Raw genomic sequence first — 20,426 nt, 5'->3', positions numbered from 1 at the left:
GCTGGGTGCGGTGAAAGTCGCACGCCCAGATCTAACCGAGAGGGGCGGGGAATAATATCCCCCCTCGACTCAACCTAACTTATTTTAAAAATATTCATTAACTCTGCTTTTTTTACTCCTTGCGAAGCTAATATGAGGCAATGTGCACGCGTGACGTACCTGATGATGTCGGCTTTGGCGATGAATTCGCTGTAGCAATTTAGACGAAAGAGGATTTATTTCCCTGATCAACATCATATGAAATTCTAATTAACTCATAATTTTGCCTGGAATACCATTCTACTATGTATTTGTGTAATTAATTCTGTCTAACTACTTACAAGAGTTATTTGGTACTTCCATTACCAATTTGCCACCATCCACGAGCAATTGCATGGCATTGCGGAGTGCAAGTAAAGGATCTCTGGTATGTTCGAGTACGTGGTTCATCACAATTATGTCGTACTGTCTAGACTTGACTTCCGGGGGCAAAGATTCAGCAGTACCATAAAATACATCAAGACCTCGCTGTTGGGCCAAAACCAAAGCTTGTCGATCGGGTTCTACACCCCAGACTTTGTGATCATCTGCTTGCAATTCTTGCAGCAGGTGCCCGTTGGCGCAACCGATTTCTAATATCGAGCAGGAAGCAGTCCCGAACTGTTGCTTCCACCATTTACTTGTGACATCTACTCCGCGATCAAAACGCCAAGCTAGATGGGTACGCAATTTATCGAAGAAGGAAATAGAAGAGGCAGATACGAAGCCTGTAAAGTCTATATGATGAGTATAATACTCATCGATGTCGTAGAAGCTGGCAATTTTGTTGAAATCGGGTAGAGGATGAATGCCTCCAAGTTGTGACTTTTCGCACCAATACAATTGAAATGACTCTTTGTTTGCAGGTCTGCGCCAATCACCGGGTATGAATAGCCACGGTTTCATACTCTCTCCCGATATCGGGCAGACGACGGTAGGGCTTAAGGACGTTTGACTTTGCATTGGAGTTTTCATTATTTAGGTACTTGACGTACTCATAACCACTCGTGTTGGATGTCAAATCCAGAAATCAATTATGTGCCATTAAGAATTGCAGAATCCGAAATACAGCAGATGACTGCCCAAAAAATATTAGGTTTCGGAAACACGATTGCTGCGGCGTGGTTTTCAGCTTACATCGAATTTAAGCTAACGCATTTAACTTGCTTTGTCACTTTGCATAAAAAAACTTCACATTCTGCGATCGGGATGTGAGTAAGTTTTCATATATTTACGAATTCAGCAATACTACAAGTATAAATTAAGTTATAAAACTGGGGAGCGATGTAGGCTGCGAGCGAGACCCATAAAAGCTTTGTTGCATTTGTACCTCAATAATATTGCTGAAATCTTTTGCGAAAGCGAAGTATGAAATTTGCCATTTCATATATCGGTGGGCGCAAATGTTGCGCCCGCTACTGTTCCCTGATCTGAAAATTTAGCTCCCAATTGAGTTGGGAAGCCAAACTTTTCTTGAATCTTCAGCACAAGAGCTGATTGACAAACGTGCATTTTTATGTATTTGTAGCGAATGCCTCCTATCGATCGGCGTAAGCCCCCATCCGTTCTTTGATAAACCGGATATAAAAATGCCTGAAAGTAGACTTAATCACGCGGGGCATACCAAAGTCTATCGGCATCATGTTTTCCGGCAACTTCCAATCCAAAACCTTGAGATTTTCCGGCTGCAACAGCGGAAAATCAAGATCCTCTAAATTCGAGCACAGTCCTAATCTCATCGCCGCAGCTACAGTGGGAACCGCCGCCGGATCAGCATTAATAATTTCAACTAAAGTTCTGTCCAAAGCAAACACATCATCAGATGCGGCTAAAATTCCCAAAAACTTAGGTTCACCGCCACTTGGCCCGTTACCTTCGTGGCCGATAATGCCATCCAAAATCGTCAAATTTGGGTTAATTGCCCGGGCAGTTTCTACCAGCATTTCACCGAATCTGGCGCTATCTTTGCCAGCTTCCATGTGCCACCAAGCCTTCATTTTGCCGGGGACGCAGCCGAACAAGTTTTTCACGCCCATTGTCACGGTTAATTGAACGTGAGATTTGAGTTTGGGCAAATTAATCACTACATCCGCTTCCATTGCTTCTTTGCAAATTCGCAGATGATTGAAATCTTCGCTGACAGTTTCGTAGCGTTTTCCTTGAAACTCAACTACTGGCAAATTCAGTTCTTCCAAAAGTGGCAAATAACCGTTTGCTTTGGCTACACCCATAGCGCTACCAAAAGCTGGACTATCGCCTAAAAATGGTTTTCCTCGCGCTTCAATGACCATTTTAGCGACGCAGTAAACCAATTCTGGGCGGGTGACGCATTCTTTTGTAGGGCGAGAACCGGTGAGGAGATTGGGTTTGAGTAAAACCCGATCGCCCGCTTTGACAAAAGCCGAGATTCCGCCCAAGGGTTCCAGCAAACTTTCTAAAGATGCTTGCAAGATTTGGCGATCGTATGAATTGGCACGAATTAAACTAACAGCAGACATAATTATGAATTAATGTGTAATTGGTTATCGATGGGGAATAATCTCAATGTAACGCACGCACGGATCACCCTAAGCAGGGTGATCCGCGCGCACCTTACCAAGAATAATCTCAATACAAATGAGTCCTAAGTATCCATCGCCAATCTACCAGCAGCAGCCCGCTGCATGGTACTAACTCGCAACGAGTTAGAGAATACTCCTTGACCTTGCAGTTCAGGGATAGCAGGTTTAACTTCAACTTTCACCAACCGGGCAGTGCAGATAAAAACCGTTTGATCGGCTAAATGGAAAGTCAACCAAGGTTGATTTAACAAAGTCAGCACTTCCTCTTGGAATTCTTGTGCAGGCATCGGAATAGTGAAAGTTTCAGCATGACCTTCCACATAATGAAATGTCACTTGAGTTGTGTTCTCTTTATCTTGAGTTAATTTGGCAAAAGAACCTGCGCGCATAAATTTTGCTCCCCAACTTTAGACTATAAAAAAATCAGAATTAAATCTAAAAAAAATTAACTCTGAATTGTTTAACTTTAACCGGTGACAGCGATCGGGCAGAACTCAGAAGGCAGAAGGCAGAATTAAATCGAGTTCAGCCTTCTAGTTTCTAGCTGATTCCTGCGATCGCCTATACGTTAGCAGAAGATGTTGGCATCGCACTCATTTTCTTTAAATCTAGAACTTTTGCCAAGTCTTCTGCACTCATTAAACCCTGTTCTAACACAATTTGCCGCAGAGATTTGCCAGTTTCTAGGGATGCTTTGGCGACGGCGGCGGCGTTGAGATAGCCGATGTGAGTGTTGAGGGCGGTAACGAGGGCGAGACTACCTTCAGCATAAGCGAGACACCGATCGCCCTTAGCTTCAATTTTTTCGAGGCATTGTGTAGTCAGCGCGCTGATGGTATTGCCTAAAATTTCGATGCTGTGAATGAGATTGTAGGCAATCAGGGGCATCATCACGTTCAATTCTAATTGTCCCGCTTGGGCTGCCAGGGCGATCGCGCTATCGTAACCCATAACTTGAAAACAAACCATCGATGTCATTTCTGCCATCACAGGATTGTATTTTCCCGGCATAATGGACGAACCAGGTTGCACAGGAGGCAGTTGAATTTCTTTCAAACCCGTTTTCGGCCCGGAGTCCATCAAACGCAAGTCATGGGAGATTTTAACGCAATCCTGAGCGAGATTTCGCAGTGCACCAGACACATTTACAAACGGTGCCATACTCTGCATAGCAGCCATTAAATGCTTTGCTGGTTTCAGGGGGTGGTCAATTAATTCGGAGAGAATTTCAGCAACTTTTTGACAATATTCAGGGTGAGTATTTAACCCTGTTCCGGCCGCACTTCCCCCCAATCCCAGAGATGTCAAATCATCGGATGCCCTGTCAATTCTCAATGTATGTTCTCTGAGAATTTGCGCCCAAGCGCCGAAGGTATCGCCGAGTCGAACCGGTACGGCATCTTGCATATGAGTGCGGCCGGATTTAACAATATCTTTGAATTCTTCGGCTTTGTTTTCTAGGGCGACTACGGCATCCGATAATGCTGGAAAAAGAGTTTTTTCTAACGCCAACAATCCGCCGACCCGAATCGCCGTCGGAATCACATCATTTGTCGATTGACCGTAGTTTACATGATCGTTAGGACTGATGCGCTTGTAATTGCCTTTTTCCTCGCCCATAATTTCCAAAGCGCGATTTGAAAGAACTTCATTAACATTCATGTGGTGAGAAGTTCCGGCGCCGGCTTGGTAGACATCAACTACAAATTGATCGCGCAATTTGCCAGCTAGGATTTCATCTGCTGCTTGGACAATTGCTTGACTGATGTCTTGGGGAATGCAGCCGAGTTCGCCATTGGCGATCGCCGTTGCTTTTTTAATTAAAACACAAGCCTCAACGTATGTTGATAAAGGCTTAATGCCGCTAATCGGGAAATTTTCAACTGCGCGCAGGGTTTGGATGCCGTAGTAGACATTAGATGGGATTTGTTTGTCTCCCATCGAGTCGCTTTCGGTGCGGTAGCTGATGGTTTGGTGTTCGCTCATATCGCCTTGTTTGTGATAATTGGGAATTGGGATTTTTTTTAAACGCTGCTGACTGTCACTGCTGTTTTACCGCGTCGGCGGACTCAGTAAAATACAAGTCACGATTGTAAATAATTATCTCACACTCTGAGTTCAATCTCAAAACTCAAATTTTAAATTAAGATTTTTCCCTAAATCTGTGAAGAGTAGTTGTGTAATTAGGAGTTTTTTATTCTGCCTATTTTTGTACTTTATTAGATAAGATTAGGCTGTTTAACAATAAATATTAAACCAGGCTTCTGATTTTTGTAACAAAAATTCAAATTACAAATCGGGGAAAATTGTTATATTTGGTAGCACAAACAATTTTGCAGCAGGCGAATTGCCAAAAATTATGCCGCGTTACCAAACCCTAGATGATGTTACTACCCTCCAAGAGGCACTCGAAGGAATAATTGTTGAAGATTTAAAAAAGCTGAATGCACTGTTGTCGGGCGATCGCAAATTAACCCGCAAAGCTGACCTGGTTGCTGGGATTAAACAGCAAATGCAGGGAGAAAAACTTAAGCAAGTTTGGGCGCAATTAGACGATTTGCAAAAAGCGGCCGTAGCGGAAGTTATACATGGGTCAGGTGGTGGCTATGATGCCGATGTATTTGTGGCGAAATACAGACAACAACCAAACTGGGGAACAAGCGATCGCTATGGATACAACCGAGAACCATCCCTACTATGCTTGTTCTTCTACGGCACTGCGATACCCTACGATCTTGAACAAAAATTGCTGAAGTTTGTGCCAAAACCTCAAGCAACTCCCTTAAATCTGGTTGGCGATGTACTGCCAGATAATTTTATTGTTCGTGTAGAAAAACAGAACTTTCGTACATCTCAAAGAGAGGTATCCGAGTACGAAGTTCCTTTGACAATTTTTGAAATGGAACGGTCAGCCCCAAAGGATTTGGAAGCAGTTTTGCGTCTGATTCAGTCGGGCAAAGTGGCCGTTAGTGAGAAAACCGCATTACCTGGTGCCGCAACTCTGAAAGCGATCGCCGCTGTATTGCAAGGGGGTGATTTTTATAACGACGAACAGCGCCAAGCTACCTTGGAAAAGGGCGATATATTCTACGAGGTTGGTAACATCAAATCCTTTGCTTGGGCCACGATCGCCCAAGCGAGCAAATTCGCCGAACTATCGGGCAAAAAGCTAGTTTTGACGAAAGCGGGACAGAAAGCCTTGCAAGAATCACCTGCCAAAGGATTGCAGACAGCATGGAAGCGCTGGTTAAAAACAAACTCTTTTGATGAATTTCGCCGCATTGATGCGATTAAAGGACAAACCGGCAAGGGGGCGCGCGGCATGACAGCGGTGGCGGGGCGGAGAGAGGCGATCGCCTCAATTCTAGCAGAATGTCCTGTCGGTAAATGGGTTCTGTTTAGCGAATTTAGCAGATATATGTTGGCAACGGGCAATCGGTTTGAAGTAACGCGCGATCCTGACAATCTCTATATTTCTGAATTTGGGTATGGTAACTTAGGATATTCGGGCAGTCACGATTGGCATATTCTGCAAGAAAGATATATGCGCTGCCTGTTGTTTGAGTATGTTGCTACCCTGGGAATAATTGATGTTGCCTATGCCGATCCGTCCCTCCTACCCAGCGATTTTGACGATCTTTGGGGTACGGACGATTTGAGATTTCTCAGCCGCTACGACGGCTTAATATCTTTTCGCATGACAGCTTTGGGGGCTTACTGTTTGGGATTGACTCAGAATTACACTCCGCCAGCAATTGAGTTCCGTCAAACACTCCGCGTACTGCCCAACTTAGATATTGTTGTAGCAGGAGAAGGCATCGCGACATCAGATGCGATCGTTCTCGATCTCTATGCTAAAAAAGTTTCAGATGTCGTCTGGCAACTCGATCGACAAAAGCTATTTACCGCCATTGAAGCCGGATACCCGCTAGCAGAATTTAAAGAAGTTTTAGAGACAAGAAGTATCGAACCGCTACCCGAAACCGTACAGCGATTTCTGACGGATGTTACAGAACGAGCGAATAGTTTGCAAGATATAGGAACTGTCAAGTTAATCGAATGCACAAACGCCCATTTAGCAGTGTTGATTGCCAATGATTCCCGTACCAAAAAATTCTGTCAGCTAGCGGGCGATCGCACTTTGACGGTTCCATTATCCCAGGAAACTAAATTTCGCAACGCCCTGCGGCAAGTCGGCTACGTCTTACCCCAGCGGGATAAATAGTACACCTGATACTATTAGTGTCAAAAATCACCCAAAAACCTTTTTATTGTTCGTTTATAGCTGAGTCCAGATCCCCCTAAATCACCCTTAAAAAGGGGGACTTTGAGTATTTGTAGGGTGCATCGCTGGCGATAAATCCTAAAAAAAGATCGACAATCTCAATCGCGACGCACCTTATAACATGGACTGGAGCAAATCAACCAAACTTTTCTGTTCTAACAAACTTATTCCTTCTTCCGTCTTCCTTCTTCCGTCTTCCTTCTTCCTTCTTCCTTCTTCCTATGAATTATGTTCCCGAAAATGCTTTAATCGTACAAAGCGATCGATCGATCTTACTAGAAGTTCACGCTCCCACAGCACAACAGGCGCGAGAAGCGATCGCCCCCTTTGCCGAATTAATCAAAAGTCCCGAACACATCCACACCTATCGCATCACGCCCCTCAGCGTGTGGAATGCGCGGGCGGCGGGAATGTTAGTTAAATTGATGATCGCAGCTTTGCGAAAGTATGCTAAATATGACATTCCTGAGTCGGTAGCGCAGGAAATCGAACTGCTTGGTACGCGCTACGGATTGACGGTAATTGAAAGGATTGATGCGGAAAATTCCGATTTACAACTGCGGATTGCCGATCGCCCGCTGACGGAGTTGCTAGTGCGGGACGAGCGCGTAAAACCGCTGTTAGGTAAGCGGATTTCGGATCTTTGCTTTCAAGTCGATGCGGGGAATCGCGGTGTACTCAAACAAGCTTTGCTAGCCGTGGGTTATCCGGCGGAAGATTTGGCTGGATATGTCGAGGGTGCCGAGTTAGCAATTGCATTGCGCGATCGCACTTTAGGAAGCGATTTACCCTTTAATTTGCGTGCCTATCAAAAAGAAGCAGTAGAAGCATTCTATCAGAGCGGAGAGGTAAAAGGTGGCAGCGGTACGATCGTCCTACCGTGCGGCGCTGGTAAGACGATTGTGGGGATGATTGCGATGAGTTTGGTGCAGCAAAAAACATTGATTCTCACCAGCAGTTTGACTTCGGTACACCAGTGGCGCAGGGAAATATTAGACAAGACGAGTTTAACTGAAGATGCGATCGCCGAGTACAGCAGCAACAGCAAAAAAACGGCTTCTGTAACTCTCTCGACTTACCAAATGCTCAGTTATCGATCGAATAAAGATGATGAATTCCCGCATTTCGAGTTGTTTAACGCCCAATCGTGGGGACTGATTATTTATGATGAAGTCCATCTATTACCTGCACCGATATTTCGGATCACTGCTGAATTACAAGCACGACGCAGGTTAGGTTTAACTGCGACATTAATTCGCGAAGACGGGAAAGAAGGCGATGTATTCACGTTGATTGGGCCCAAGCGCTATGACGTACCTTGGCGCGAATTGGAAGGACAGGGATTTATTGCCACTGCGAATTGTACGGAAATCCGCGTCGCGCAAAATGAGGCGGAAAAAATGGAATATGCCCTAGCGCCCCGCCGCAGCCAGTTTCGGATTGCTGCGGAAAATCCGGGTAAGTTGGATGTGGTACAAAGTTTATTGCAAAAGGAGGCGGGACACCGTATTTTAATTATTGGTGAGTATCTCGAACAGTTGGATGCGATCGCCAAAATTACCGAATTGCCTCTGATTACGGGGAAGACAAAACAGGCTGAGCGCGATCGGTTATACGAAGCATTCCGTCATAAAGAAATTCCCGGATTAATTCTATCTCGCGTGGGCAATTTTGCCGTCGATTTACCTGATGCCGATGTGTTGATTCAAGTATCGGGAAAGTATGGTTCTCGCCAAGAAGAAGCGCAGCGCCTCGGACGAATTCTCCGCCCCAAACCCGACGGACACAATGCCAGCTTTTATACATTAGTCTCGCTACAAACTTGCGAGGAAGATTTTGCCCGACACCGCCAACTATTCCTCACCGAACAGGGCTACAACTATCGCATAGAAGTTCAAGGCGATGGTTAGTCAGCGATCGATAAACTCTTGGTAAAACTGCTCATGCGAACCTGAGAAATTATCCATCCCCTCCTTTGTCAGACACCCTCTCTTACCAGTGTGCGGGTTTTCTACGTAGCTATCAATTACTTTTGAAACATTAGGATTCTCGCTCCACCTAATGTTGAACGCTGCATACTTTGGGAAAAAGGTCATTTCTGCATAAGCATCTATGTGGTCATGTATCCACCATGCCAATGCTGTCCAATCGTGAGTGCGTTCATAGTAAGGGATGAAGGATGTAACAATAATACATACTGTTGCTCCCATATACCCACCTGAATCTTTTACGTCCCAGATATGTTGTGCATAGTTGGACTCATTACTGGCACAACTGTACTGATTGTTATTCTCTGCTCCTTTGGCGTTCACCGCACAAGAACGATAGGCTGAACGGATACTAATCCGACCAAGCGCATCTTGAATTGGTTCAAGTACCCTCTCACACAAATTCTTTCCGGCTGCGATCGCCAAATCTGGGTCACTAGGAATGTTAGGGATACCTTCAATTTGAGAGATTTCTGAATAAAGAAACTCGCGCATGAAAAAACTCTTAGAGAGTTGAACCCGTCCTAGCTTTTCCAAAGCTTTAACAGTTTGTGGTTGTCTCATAGAATGAACTACAGCAATTAGAGGTGAATACCTTAATGTTAAATACTGGCAGATAATTTAGAAGCATTGTTGCAGCCAAAAGCGAAGCCAGCTAACTGATAATTGTACCGTATATTCGGTACTTTACATGATAAAGCCTAAAAATATTGTTATGCAGTATGTCGTAAAAAACCTGGTTTCTGCGTCCAGGAGTATCAATGATGAAATTAAATCTAAAAATCAACAAGTGCAGAATATCTGGCAACCATCCGAATTATACCTCCTAACATCCTGCTACACTATTAATAACCGCATCCTCACCCAGATTTATGCTTCCAACAATTATCGCCGCTATCGCTCCCTACATATCGGGAGTGCTCTCACCCATCGCCAGAAATATCGGCCACAAACTAGGAGAAGCCTTCGGCAATAACTCTCAAAAGTACCGAGATTTTCTGATTCCCGCTCCCAATAACTCATCTGATTCGACTGAGATAGAGCGAGCAAAACAGCGTTATTCTCAAGAAATGCTGGAATACGCGAAGGCGAAAGATACCAGAGATCGGGAATTGTTAAAGCTAACAGTAGCACAAACAGCGCGTCGCATTGAGTTGCAGGAACAGGAACAGCGAGACAGACTGAAGCTGGCCGCCTTGCAGCGGGATTTGATGCGGGAATTGCAAGCAAAGGATATTCAGGTCAAGCTGGCTGAAATTCAAACAATTTGGGATAAAGATACTTGGTTTTCTAAGTTAAATCGAGAGGAAACTAAACAGATTTTACTTCAGCAGCAACATCGCCTCTTAATCTTACTATCACCGCCCAAAATTAGCAAGCAATGCCCGGAAACCTTCTGTGAAGATTTGCCAATTGAGATGAGAAGTGTGGGAGATTTTCTCAGACAGCATTATCCTCAACAGGATGTCTTACGCCCCGTTAAGTTTTATAGCGATTATTTCACTGAGTCGATTGGTGATATTGATGTGGAACGCTTGCAGCGAATTTTATCTCCGGTTCCTACTACAATTTTATATAGCGACATCAGCGATTATGCGGTAACTTTTCGCGTCGGCTTTTGGGGATTCCTGAATAATCAGGAAGTCTCCCTGTTTTCTACAAAAGTTTTTGAGTGGGAAGAGGCAAAAGATGCACTTTTAGCATCGGGAGTAAGTGAGAAAAAAGCCCTCCGCATGATTCGGCAGTTGATTGTGGCGATTCACAAGTTACTGGCGGGATTTTTAGCCGATTTGTATTATCTCAATATTGACCCTGGCTATGAACCTTTGTTATTTAATTTAAAGGATGAATTGGCTGAGTATGGATTAGCAGAAGAGTTGGTGAAACCTTATTTTGATATTCTTCAGGATATTCAGCGGCGACAGCGAGAAGTGTATGAAAAGGAGTTAAAAAAGCTGGCTGATGCTGAACTAAAAGCTTTAGAAGAATTCAGGCAGCGAGAAGTGTATAAACAAGAGTTGAAAAAGTTGGCTGAAGCAGAAGCAGCAAAGGTATTCAGGATTAAAGAGCCGAAATGGAGATGTGTACGCACTCTCAAGGGACATTTAGGTTGCGTTACTTCTGTTGCCATCAGCTCGAATGGAGAAACTATTGCAAGTGGCAGTTATGACCGAAAAATAAAACTATGGAATCTGCAAAAGGGATGGGAAATTTTTACTTTTACTGGGCATTCAGACTACGTTACTTCTGTTATTTTTAGCCCTAATGGAGAAACTATTGCAAGCGGTAGTGATGATGAAAAAATTAAACTGTGGAATCTGAAAAATGGACGGGAAATTCTTACTTTTAATGGGCATTCAAAGGGCGTCAACTCTGTGGTTTTCAGCCCGGATGGAGAAACTATTGCAAGTGGCAGTGAAGATGAAAAAATTAAACTGTGGAATCTGAAAAATGGACGGGAAATTCTTACTTTTAATGGGCATTCAAAGGGTGTAAACTCTGTGGCTTTCAGCCGGGATGGAGAAACTATTGCGAGTGGTAGTGAGGACGATATCAAACTGTGGAACATAAAAAATGGACGGGAAGTTTGCACTCTCACTGGGCATTCAGATTGCATTACTTCTGTTGCTTTCAGCCCGAATGGAGAAACCATTGTGAGTGGCAGTGATGACGGAAAAATAAAACTGTGGAATCTAAAAAATGGACGAGAAATTATTACTTTTACTGGTCATTCAAAGTGTGTTAATTCTGTGGCTTTTAGCCCGGATGGAGAAACTATTGCAAGTGGCAGCATGGATAATACAATCAAATTGTGGAATCTGAAAACAGGACAGGAAATTTGTACTCTTGCTCGACATGGACACTGGGTTATTTCTGTCACCTTTAGCCCAGATGGAAACACTCTAGTTAGTGGCAGTTGTGATGAGACTATCAAGATTTGGCGGTGTGATGGGTGAAGTAAGAGGGCAAGATGAAAATTATGGCGGGATTGGCAAACAGGGAACTACAAAACTTGACGGCGTGAGAAATAAACCGACAAACACTTAGGGAAGGTAATTGAGATGTCAGAAACAATTAATTTTGAGCAAGCAGTGTTAGAGAATCTGCGACAGTTGCCAACAGAAAAACAACAAGAAGTGCTCGAATTTGCAGAATTCCTCGTGCAAAAAGCGGAACAGAAAAAGCAGTTACCCAGCGAAAGTTCTGAGTCTAATAGTTCGTCAACAACCGAACCTAGTCTCAAGCTATCACTTAGAGAAATTGCTAGCCTGCCAATAGCAGAACGCCATAAAATACTAGCACCATTTATACCTGCTACAGCCGAAGATTTTTTGATATATCCTGAATTAACCGAGTTTTCGGTACTCGATGGCGAAGACTGGGAGACTGAGTATGACTACTAACCCAAAACGAGGAGAGGTTTGGCTGGTACAACTCGATCCAACGCGAGGGCAAGAAATTCAGAAAACACGTCCTGCGGTTGTGATTAGTTCGGAAATGTTTAGTTCTATCCCCATGCGGATTATAATTCCTGTGACTACATGGCAACCTAAATTTCAAAATCGCCCCTTCATGATTCTCATTCAGCGAACTGAAGAAAACTGTTTAGACGCAGACTCAGCAGGCAATGTTTTGCAAGTTCGGAGTGTAACTACTGAGCGATTTGTCAGGTGTATCGGAAAAGTTTCTGAAACGGTTGTGCAAGAATTAGTAATAGGCTTAATTATCTGTGTTGATTATAGTCCATAAAATCAGGAATGTCGATCGCCCGAATTAGCTTTCTGAACCTAAAACACACGAGAGGGTAGTCAGTAGCTTGGCTTGCACTGGATTCAGGCCAACAGTCGCAAACCCTCATCTAGTGGCGTTTCCTCCCTCAACCCAAACCTACCAAACTTACCCAACTATCAGCCCACTTCCAGCTTCAAAATTTACTATCCCGCAGGATGTTGATTTATTGCCACGGATCGGATTTCTTTGTGACACAATAGATTCTAGTATCGATCTATGTGAGGATTGTTCATGGCTCGTTTTAATCAAATCCTTGTCCTTAGCGCCATCAGCCTTATAGCTTTGGCTGGTTGCGACAGCGCTAAAGAAGCTTCCACTCCCCCAACTTCACCCGCCCCGGTTCCTGCTGCTACTGCTGTAAAAACTGATAAACCAGCATCGCAGGGAAACTATGCAGAATTGAGTGGTGTGGTTTCCAGTACCACAGCAGCAGTTCAGGCTGGAAACTTTGCCAAAGCGAAAACCGAATTTGACAAATTTGAGAATGCCTGGAAAAAAGTAGAAGACGGTATCAAAGCTAAAGCTCCTAAAAGCTACGATGCAGTTGAGGATACCACAGAAAAAGTGATGACTTCGCTCAAAAAGTCTCAGCCAAGTAAAGACCAAGTGCTGACTCAATTGCAGTCGCTAGAAAAGACGATCAGTAGCATTCCTAAGTCCTAAATTTCAGTGGTGAGTGCTTGATTCTAAAGTCTCAGACGCAGAAACCGAGTTTTTTAACTCCGGTAATTGGTTCAAACCTTGAATAAAAGTTAAAATACCCGGTTTCTGTGCGTCGGACTGCGTAAGTCCTGTGAGAGTTATGCGATCGCAGTTACTCAGAAACAAGCACTCAACACTCCCTCCTTATATAACCTCAGTATTCCCAAACTTTCAACCACTATGAAGAAAGCATTTCGCAAATACCACCGCATTCTAGGCCTTATTGTTGCTTTGCCGATCGCGCTGACTGTCTTGACTGGAATGTTCATAACCATTCTCCGAGAGTGGCCGCTGGGTATAGAAATTTCATCGAGATTTTTATTGAAAATTCATACAGGTGAAATCTTTCACCTGCAAGCCATTTACCCGATTTTGAACGGATTGGGAATGCTCGGCTTGCTCGTGACAGGTTTAAGTATGTCTGGTTTGTTTGGAAGAAGAAAGCAGCCAACTTCCAAAGATTTACACTAAAAAAGTAGTGAGTCCCGCTAACAAAGCTGAAGGGAAAAAATAATGATACAAAGCATGAATATCAACTAAACCCTATTAGAAAATCTGCGGCTGCTTCCGACTGAGCAACAACAGGAAGTGGTCAATTTCGTGCAATTTGTCTTGTACAAAGCCCAACAGACAAAGCAGTTACCGAAGGCAAGTTATGAGTAGAATATTTCGCCAACAGTAGTTATGAGTCAAACATTGAATTTTTCAAAATAGCCTAACTCGGTACTTTTTTCCGTTCCATTGTATTGAGTAGTTGCGAGATATTCTGGTTGAGAATCGCATACCCCTGTGCGTTCAAGTGTAGTTCATCTGCTCTATATTTCGGCAATATCATGCCCTGACTATCGCCAAGAATAGGGAATGTATCAAACACTATAATTTTATCTCCAGCTAAGGTCGCAATGTAGGCATTGACTTCTTTAATTGCCCGACTGATGTCATCAGACCAAAAAGGCTTGCGCTGTAGTGGCACTTCTCCTACTGGGAAAATAGTAGTCACGATTACTACTGCACCCAGATTCCTAGATTCTTCGACAATTCGCTTAATATTTGCTTGACAATTGGCAACGATCGCATTTCTGCGTTCAGGAAACAAGGGAATGGTTTTCAGATCGTTAACACCAACTTGGATGATGACTATATTGGGTTTTAATGAACTCACATGATAGGCAAATCTCTCGATAGCCTGAACTGAGGTTTGAGAACTAATTCCCCGGTTGATGAACTCATATTCACTGATATTAGGCGATGTCCAACTAGCTGCTCTAGAGTCACCAAAGAAAACCACACGAGTTGGATTGGTATTAGTAAGTTGCTTGAGATTTGTAGGATAGTTGTTTAATCCCAGAGGATCTAAACGAGTTTGATTAAGCTCTAAATAAAACTGTTTAGCTCGACGGAAAAGAAGAATATTTACAAAAATTGAACTTCCCAGCACTACTAATAGAAGAGCGGTTAACAAAATACTATGTTTGCTCAATGTCATATTTTATTTATTTTTGTGGTTTGGGCCTAAGTTTTGCCGATCGCCTCGTAAACTGCGATCCTGCCTCATCAATGCTTTGCTGTAAATTTATTATACCGATCGCCCTTCACCCTCCCCAGCCCATGCCCAACCACAATACTTAATAAAAACTTTACAAAACTTACCCGATCGCCCAACATGAGTTAGAGTTATCCTATAAAATCCAGCAATCCTGCAAAGCGTCAACCTTCTCGTCACTTATCCAGTGGTTCGATGACTCAAACCCAAAGCACTAAAACCGCCACCGCACCAGCAATTTATTCCTTGACAATTGCTCCCGCCTGTGTATTGCGGGGTCGATCGGCGATCGCACAAGCCGGAGATGCGATCGCCCGTTTCGGAAAGCGGCCGCTAATCGTCGGCGGCAGCAACTCCCTCGCCGCCGTCCAACCCTACCTGCAACCAATCCTCGAACAGCAGCAGTTAAAATCCGCCGAAACAGCATACGGCAAGGATTGCAGCGAAACCAGCCTCGAAACCCTCCGCGAAGCAGCCCAAACCCATCAAGCCGACTTCATCATCGGTGTCGGCGGCGGCAAAGCCTTAGACGCAGCCAAACTCGTCGCCTATCAATCCAAAATCCCGATCGTCACAATACCCACATCAGCAGCCACCTGTGCCGCTTGGACAGCCCTTTCTAACATTTATTCAGAACAAGGTGCATTCCAATACGATGTCACATTAGCCAGATGTCCCGACTTATTAATACTCGACTACGGCTTAATTCAAACCGCACCACAGCGGACATTAGTAGCAGGAATTGGAGATGCGATCGCCAAATGGTACGAAGCATCAGTCAGCAGCGGACACTCCGAACAAACCCTGATAATTTCCGCCGTTCAACAAGCTAGAATACTGCGCGATATATTATTCCAAAAATCAGCCGCCGCCCTCAAAGAACCCGGTAGCGAAACCTGGCAAGAAGTCACAGATGCAGCCGTATTGCTAGCAGGAGTAATCGGCGGAATTGGCGGCGCCCAATGCCGCACCGTCGCCGCCCACGCCGTCCACAACGGCCTAACTCATCTATTAGCAAGTCACGGCACATTGCACGGCGAAAAAGTTGCCTACGGCATTTTAGTACAACTGCGACTAGAAGAAATGCTGCAAAACAATCAACTTGCCGCTAGCGCCAGACAGCAATTGCTAAAATTCTATAGCGAGATTGGATTACCCCAAACTTTAGACAACCTCGGACTCGGAGACATTACCATAGCAGAATTGCAGCGCGCCGCCGACATAGCCTGCAATCCCAATTCCGACATTCACCGACTGCCTTTTAAAGTTGTTCCCCAACAATTAATGGCAGCGATGGTTTCTACCACCGCACCTGTGGGAGAATTAAAGATTAAGAATTAAAACAGTTTGTAGTAAGGACTTTAGTCCTGAAAAGGCTGTGCTAGCAAGGACGGGAGTCCTTACTACAAACCAGGAAAACTGACAACAGACAAAAAATAAATGACCTTGGATTGGATTAGCCCTGCTGACAGGTTGCAAAAACTACCGCCCTACGTATTTGCCCGTCTCGACGAACTCAAAGCCCGCGCCCGCGAACAAGGACTCGATTTAATAGACTTAGGAATGGGAAACCCCGACGGTGCCACTCCTCAACCAGTAGTAGAAGCCGCCGTCGCAGCCATCCAAAATTCTGCAAATCACGGCTATCCACCTTTTGAAGGAACTGCCAGTTTCCGCCGTACTATTACTAAATGGTACAGCCGCCGCTACAACGTTGAACTCGATCCAGAAAGCGAAGCATTGCCTTTGTTGGGTTCTAAAGAAGGTTTAGCACATTTTGCGATCGCCTATATCAATCCAGGGGACGTAATATTAGTACCAAGTCCTGCTTATCCCGTATTATTTCGCGGGCCAATCATCGCTGGTGCAAAAGTTCACAACATCATCCTCAAACCAGAAAACGACTGGGTAATTGACTTAGCCGACATTCCCGACAGCGTAGCCGAACAAGCCAAAATACTTTATTTCAATTATCCCAGTAATCCGACTGGAGCAACTGCACCCCGGGAATTTTACAAAGATATTGTTGCTTTTGCACACAAACATCAAATCTTGCTGGTTCACGATTTGTGTTATGCGGAATTAGCCTTTGACGGCTATCAACCGACAAGTTTATTAGAAATTCCCGGCGGTAAAGAAATCGGTGTCGAATTTCACACCATGTCCAAAACCTACAATATGGCCGGCTGGCGCGTCGGTTTTGTAGTAGGAAATAGCAAGATTATTCAAGGTTTGCGGACATTAAAAACTAACCTAGATTACGGTATATTTTCCGCATTGCAAACAGCAGCAGAAACAGCACTGCAATTGCCGGACAGTTACTTGCACGAAGTGCAGAATCGTTACAGGACTCGCCGTGATTTCATGGTGGAAGGATTGGCAGAATTAGGGTGGAATATTCCTAAACCTCTGGCTGCAATGTATCTTTGGGTTCCCTGCACTCCGGGCATGAGTTCGACTGATTTTGCCCTGAATGTTTTGCAGCAAACGGGTGTTGTGGTGACTCCTGGCAATGCTTTTGGGCCGGGCGGCGAAGGATATGTGAGAATTAGTTTAATTGCAGATTGCGATCGACTGGGAGAAGCCCTGCGGCGCTTAAAACAAGCAAACATTCGCTATCAATAGTCATTGGTTATTGGTTATTGGCGATCGGTCGCTCACTCTGCATCAGCTCATTATTATGTTGAAGGTGACACCCATTATCCCCTAAACATAATAATGAGATTAACAAGCTCAGGCGCATATAAATTGTACAGTCAAGTTTGATGAAATTATTGTGGGGTGTCCCGCCCGCCCGAAAAATACAACGCAAGATGTGGCACAGCTTAGTGCGTAGGGTGCGCCGAAGCAGAAAAACCTGTTGAAATCGAAATAATCAATCTCCGAGGCACTCTACAAGTTGATTTAAGAGTGACTCTTTATTTTGTGGGAAGGTTTAAAACATCCGTGGATGTACGAGTTGCGATGCCGTGTCTCGTTAGTTATACTTAACAAAGATCATTAAGGAAGCATTTTTGCCATGCCTGTAATTGAATCTAAGTTAAACAACACGCGCAACCTTTTACAAGAATTAGGCAACTCAGTCTCTAGCTTAGTCAAATCGTCCCCGGATGTTTTTGCTGATCCGGGGATTCAATCTTGCCTACAGGATTTTTTAACTGTTTATCAAGAAGCCGTCCAACGCCTAGAAAATCCTAGTTTTCGGATTGCTACTCTGGGCACAACTTCCTCTGGAAAGTCAACGATTGTTAACGCGCTGATTGGTCGAAAAATCGCACCGATTGAAGCCGGAGAAATGAGTGGGGGTGTATTAAGCATCAAACATTCTCAAGAACCGAGATTAATGATTGCAGAAACGGAAGATGCTGCTTGGGATGCTGGTGAATGGACGGGATTAAGCGATGAGGATTTATACCAGCGAATTAGCGCCGTGATGCACTCCTATCACGCGGCGCGGAAAAAGCGTGAGTATGTTGCGCCACAAATAACCGCTCATGTTCCTCTTTTACCTGCTTGTGATGCTTCTTTACTGGGTTTACCCAACGGAATCGGAGTTGAATTGATTGATTTACCGGGATTGAAATCAGTTCAAGACCGGGCTAACTTAGCAACTATCCAAAAGCAAGTTAATAAAGCTTTTAGTTTAGTGGCTTTGGACTATATGCAGGTAGATGATGAGCACAGAAAACGCTTATTAGAAGAATTAAAGAAAGTTGTCGAATATCTACAAGGTCGCACAGATTCGATGATTTTTATCTTAAATCGGGTCGATCAGCGAGGAACCGATGATTTACCCCTATCAGTGCGGATTGATAAGTTAAGAGAGGAAATTAAAGAGGTCTTATCGCTTCCAGAACTTCCTGATGTTCTGCCTTTCAATGCTCGTCTTTTATATTATGCTCAGTGTGCTTGGGGTTCAGGAGCTTTTAACGAACCGTCAACAGTTGATCAGGCGACAAGATCAAAATTCATAAAAGCACTTTTTGAAGACTGTTTTGGTACAATTTTTCAGTGTATTGGAAATAATCTGGAGTTAGCACAATGGTTTTTTAACCTCAAACTGCAAATCATGTCAGGTCAAAATGTTGATGATGAAATTATGCGAAAAATTCTCCACTATTCTTTAGAATGGAGTGGCGGTAAAGAACTGTGGGATTGCTTCCGTAGACGGGTTCAAAAATCATTTGCTGAACTGGTAATACTTCCTGCGTTGTTGGAAGTATTCAATAACTATGAGTCTTTGTCAGATAATCTAGATATTCTGATTAAAACACGAAAGATTAATAATCAAGAACAGGTTGAACAAGAAAGAGAAAAGATTGCTCAAATTCGTCAAGACTTACAAAAAAACATCAAAAAACTTGGGAAAGAATTTAAGATCGAGATTGAGCAATTAAGAGAAGGATTGAAAAACGACGATCCTAAAAGTCGGATTAAGATTAGACAAGATGTTGACAAAGAAGGACGTAAGGGGTTTTCTATAATTTTGGATGCTGTCGCGGAGGTGGAAGGAGACTTAACCAAAGTTCTAATTGTTCCAGTTCGCGATTCTCTTAAGAAGAACCAAGGAGCTTTTGAACTGAGAGATCAACTACGAGAAGTCACATTACCTTCATTAGCGGATAAGATTTCAAAAGCTTATGATAATGTTAGTCGAAGACTCAGCAAATTTTCTCAACAGTCAGAATATTTAGTTAAGCGTGTAAGAGCTGATGATGATAAAGGGAAAAAAGAACTTGAACATGATGAGCGTTATGTTCGTCTCCTGTATCACAATATGAGAGAAGCTATCACCAAAAGAGCAGAGTTTGTTTTACAAGGAAAAGCTCAACAATTTGAACAAGCTTTAGAATCATTAGTTGATGAGCAAGTTAAGAGATTAAAAGTTTGTTTGTCAGATGAAAATTTTTCTTCGATTAACATTGAAAAAGCTGCCCTCAGTAATTTACGCAAAAAGTTAGCTCAAAACTTGCCAACTTTACCGGAGGAGTTTTTTGAAGTTCCAGACGCTATTAAGCAAAATCGCTCCCAACAAAGAGAAGTAGTTGGTACGAAAACAGAATATGAAACTCGCACAAAAACAGTAAATGAGAACTATACAGAATATTATGAAGATGGTTCTTGTTTCTCTAGCACGAAAACGAGAACAAAAACACGACCTGTAACCCGTGAATACCAAGAAGCGGTAACTCGGAATATTTACGAAGATATCGAGTATGTTGAACTTTTTCTTCCTTCTCCAGACTTAATGGCAAAACAATGGTCAAGTGGAATTGCGAAAAAAAAAGCAAGTTTATGGGATATTTTATGTGACTGGATTCTCAAACGGTTAGATTATGTTAGCAGTATCTTTGAAGAATCAGTTGATGAGATTACCAATCTAGCTGAACGTGCTTTGCAGCAACAATTAAGTTTTATTGAGGATAACTTTGAACAGGAAAAACAGTTGTGGCGCGATTTTGAAGTGCAAAAAGATAATGCAACAGCAATTTGTCAAATGTTAGCAGAAGATTGTCGTCAATAAAATACGTTTTAAA

General features: G+C 43.5%; 17 protein-coding genes. 11 read left to right on the top strand and 6 right to left on the bottom strand.

All coding sequences use genetic code 11. The features are described from left to right. Nucleotides 1-312 precede the first annotated feature (312 nt). The gene (locus QUA24_RS19210; RefSeq protein ID WP_333231323.1) at nt 313-924 is read right to left on the bottom strand and encodes a class I SAM-dependent methyltransferase; all 612 of its coding nucleotides are present in this window, start codon (nt 922-924) and stop codon (nt 313-315) included. A gap of 132 nt (nt 925-1,056) precedes the next feature. Here QUA24_RS19210 and QUA24_RS19205 point away from each other — a divergent pair, with 132 nt between their 5' ends. Then, a complete protein-coding gene (locus QUA24_RS19205; protein WP_333231321.1) occupies nt 1,057-1,233 on the top strand; it encodes a hypothetical protein in 177 nt (58 codons plus the stop codon). A gap of 323 nt (nt 1,234-1,556) precedes the next feature. Here the strand turns inward: QUA24_RS19205 and QUA24_RS19200 are convergent, their stop codons facing one another. From QUA24_RS19200 to QUA24_RS19190, 3 genes are all read right to left on the bottom strand, one after another. Further along, nucleotides 1,557-2,516 carry a DUF362 domain-containing protein gene (locus tag QUA24_RS19200; RefSeq protein ID WP_333231319.1) on the bottom strand — a complete coding sequence of 320 codons (960 nt, stop codon included), beginning with the start codon at nt 2,514-2,516 and terminating at the stop codon, nt 1,557-1,559. 125 nt (nt 2,517-2,641) lie between these two features. Continuing rightward, nucleotides 2,642-2,968, bottom strand: coding sequence for a hypothetical protein (locus tag QUA24_RS19195; RefSeq protein WP_333231317.1), 327 nt, complete (start codon nt 2,966-2,968; stop codon nt 2,642-2,644). 172 nt (nt 2,969-3,140) lie between these two features. Then, nucleotides 3,141-4,565 (bottom strand): aspartate ammonia-lyase, encoded by a 1,425-nt coding sequence (locus QUA24_RS19190; RefSeq protein ID WP_333231315.1) that lies wholly within the window; start codon nt 4,563-4,565, stop codon nt 3,141-3,143. Between the two features lie 373 nt (nt 4,566-4,938). On the opposite strand from QUA24_RS19190, the gene QUA24_RS19185 reads away from it, so the two are divergent. Both QUA24_RS19185 and QUA24_RS19180 read left to right on the top strand, forming a co-directional pair. Continuing rightward, on the top strand, nt 4,939-6,804 hold the full coding sequence (locus tag QUA24_RS19185; protein ID WP_333231313.1) for a hypothetical protein: 1,866 nt from the start codon (nt 4,939-4,941) through the stop codon (nt 6,802-6,804). Nucleotides 6,805-7,085: 281 nt separating this feature from the next. After that, entirely contained in the window at nt 7,086-8,774 is a 1,689-nt protein-coding gene (locus QUA24_RS19180; protein ID WP_333231311.1) for a DNA repair helicase XPB, read from the top strand. Here the strand turns inward: QUA24_RS19180 and QUA24_RS19175 are convergent, their stop codons facing one another. Continuing rightward, the gene (locus QUA24_RS19175) at nt 8,775-9,416 is read right to left on the bottom strand and encodes a peptidase M15 (protein WP_333231309.1); all 642 of its coding nucleotides are present in this window, start codon (nt 9,414-9,416) and stop codon (nt 8,775-8,777) included. It lies immediately after the preceding gene. A gap of 308 nt (nt 9,417-9,724) precedes the next feature. On the opposite strand from QUA24_RS19175, the gene QUA24_RS19170 reads away from it, so the two are divergent. From QUA24_RS19170 to QUA24_RS19150, 5 genes are all read left to right on the top strand, one after another. Next, entirely contained in the window at nt 9,725-11,809 is a 2,085-nt protein-coding gene (locus QUA24_RS19170) for a WD40 repeat domain-containing protein (RefSeq protein ID WP_333231307.1), read from the top strand. 105 nt (nt 11,810-11,914) lie between these two features. Then, a complete protein-coding gene (locus tag QUA24_RS19165) occupies nt 11,915-12,256 on the top strand; it encodes a DUF2281 domain-containing protein (RefSeq protein WP_333231305.1) in 342 nt (113 codons plus the stop codon). Beyond that, nucleotides 12,246-12,602 carry a type II toxin-antitoxin system PemK/MazF family toxin gene (locus QUA24_RS19160; protein WP_333231303.1) on the top strand — a complete coding sequence of 119 codons (357 nt, stop codon included), beginning with the start codon at nt 12,246-12,248 and terminating at the stop codon, nt 12,600-12,602. Before QUA24_RS19165 ends, QUA24_RS19160 begins: the two co-directional genes overlap by 11 nt. 273 nt (nt 12,603-12,875) lie before the next feature. After that, the gene (locus QUA24_RS19155) at nt 12,876-13,307 is read left to right on the top strand and encodes a hypothetical protein (RefSeq protein WP_333231301.1); all 432 of its coding nucleotides are present in this window, start codon (nt 12,876-12,878) and stop codon (nt 13,305-13,307) included. A gap of 219 nt (nt 13,308-13,526) precedes the next feature. Beyond that, entirely contained in the window at nt 13,527-13,817 is a 291-nt protein-coding gene (locus QUA24_RS19150; RefSeq protein WP_333231299.1) for a peptidase, read from the top strand. Between the two features lie 244 nt (nt 13,818-14,061). On the opposite strand, the gene QUA24_RS19145 is transcribed toward QUA24_RS19150, so the two are convergent. Then, nucleotides 14,062-14,832, bottom strand: coding sequence for an SGNH/GDSL hydrolase family protein (locus QUA24_RS19145; RefSeq protein WP_333231296.1), 771 nt, complete (start codon nt 14,830-14,832; stop codon nt 14,062-14,064). 252 nt (nt 14,833-15,084) lie between these two features. Between QUA24_RS19145 and QUA24_RS19140 the strand changes: the two genes are divergently transcribed. The 3 genes from QUA24_RS19140 to QUA24_RS19130 all read left to right on the top strand — a co-directional run bounded on the left by QUA24_RS19140 (nt 15,085) and on the right by QUA24_RS19130 (nt 20,413). Next, the gene (locus QUA24_RS19140) at nt 15,085-16,230 is read left to right on the top strand and encodes an iron-containing alcohol dehydrogenase family protein (RefSeq protein ID WP_333231295.1); all 1,146 of its coding nucleotides are present in this window, start codon (nt 15,085-15,087) and stop codon (nt 16,228-16,230) included. 99 nt (nt 16,231-16,329) lie between these two features. Then, nucleotides 16,330-17,514: an aspartate aminotransferase gene (locus QUA24_RS19135; RefSeq protein WP_333081755.1), complete on the top strand. Its 1,185-nt coding sequence runs from the start codon at nt 16,330-16,332 to the stop codon at nt 17,512-17,514. Nucleotides 17,515-17,908: 394 nt separating this feature from the next. Beyond that, nucleotides 17,909-20,413, top strand: a complete 2,505-nt coding sequence (locus tag QUA24_RS19130; RefSeq protein WP_333231293.1) for a dynamin family protein — start codon at nt 17,909-17,911, stop codon at nt 20,411-20,413. Nucleotides 20,414-20,426 lie beyond the last annotated feature (13 nt).

This window comes from Microcoleus sp. Pol12B5 (assembly GCF_036701335.1).
Lineage (GTDB): Bacteria > Cyanobacteriota > Cyanobacteriia > Cyanobacteriales > Microcoleaceae > Microcoleus.
Note: the sequence above shows the minus strand (reverse complement) of the source record. Positions and strands in the feature narration are given on the sequence as shown.

Coding starts and splice junctions, on each gene's coding strand:
- QUA24_RS19155 (WP_333231301.1), top strand. CDS start 12,876: ATGGCTCGTTTTAATCAAATCCTTGTCCTTAGCGCCATCAGCCTTATA.
- QUA24_RS19140 (WP_333231295.1), top strand. CDS start 15,085: ATGACTCAAACCCAAAGCACTAAAACCGCCACCGCACCAGCAATTTAT.
- QUA24_RS19165 (WP_333231305.1), top strand. CDS start 11,915: ATGTCAGAAACAATTAATTTTGAGCAAGCAGTGTTAGAGAATCTGCGA.
- QUA24_RS19190 (WP_333231315.1), bottom strand. CDS start 4,565: ATGAGCGAACACCAAACCATCAGCTACCGCACCGAAAGCGACTCGATG.
- QUA24_RS19185 (WP_333231313.1), top strand. CDS start 4,939: ATGCCGCGTTACCAAACCCTAGATGATGTTACTACCCTCCAAGAGGCA.
- QUA24_RS19180 (WP_333231311.1), top strand. CDS start 7,086: ATGAATTATGTTCCCGAAAATGCTTTAATCGTACAAAGCGATCGATCG.
- QUA24_RS19170 (WP_333231307.1), top strand. CDS start 9,725: ATGCTTCCAACAATTATCGCCGCTATCGCTCCCTACATATCGGGAGTG.
- QUA24_RS19145 (WP_333231296.1), bottom strand. CDS start 14,832: ATGACATTGAGCAAACATAGTATTTTGTTAACCGCTCTTCTATTAGTA.
- QUA24_RS19160 (WP_333231303.1), top strand. CDS start 12,246: ATGACTACTAACCCAAAACGAGGAGAGGTTTGGCTGGTACAACTCGAT.
- QUA24_RS19195 (WP_333231317.1), bottom strand. CDS start 2,968: ATGCGCGCAGGTTCTTTTGCCAAATTAACTCAAGATAAAGAGAACACA.
- QUA24_RS19135 (WP_333081755.1), top strand. CDS start 16,330: ATGACCTTGGATTGGATTAGCCCTGCTGACAGGTTGCAAAAACTACCG.
- QUA24_RS19175 (WP_333231309.1), bottom strand. CDS start 9,416: ATGAGACAACCACAAACTGTTAAAGCTTTGGAAAAGCTAGGACGGGTT.
- QUA24_RS19210 (WP_333231323.1), bottom strand. CDS start 924: ATGAAACCGTGGCTATTCATACCCGGTGATTGGCGCAGACCTGCAAAC.
- QUA24_RS19150 (WP_333231299.1), top strand. CDS start 13,527: ATGAAGAAAGCATTTCGCAAATACCACCGCATTCTAGGCCTTATTGTT.
- QUA24_RS19130 (WP_333231293.1), top strand. CDS start 17,909: ATGCCTGTAATTGAATCTAAGTTAAACAACACGCGCAACCTTTTACAA.
- QUA24_RS19200 (WP_333231319.1), bottom strand. CDS start 2,516: ATGTCTGCTGTTAGTTTAATTCGTGCCAATTCATACGATCGCCAAATC.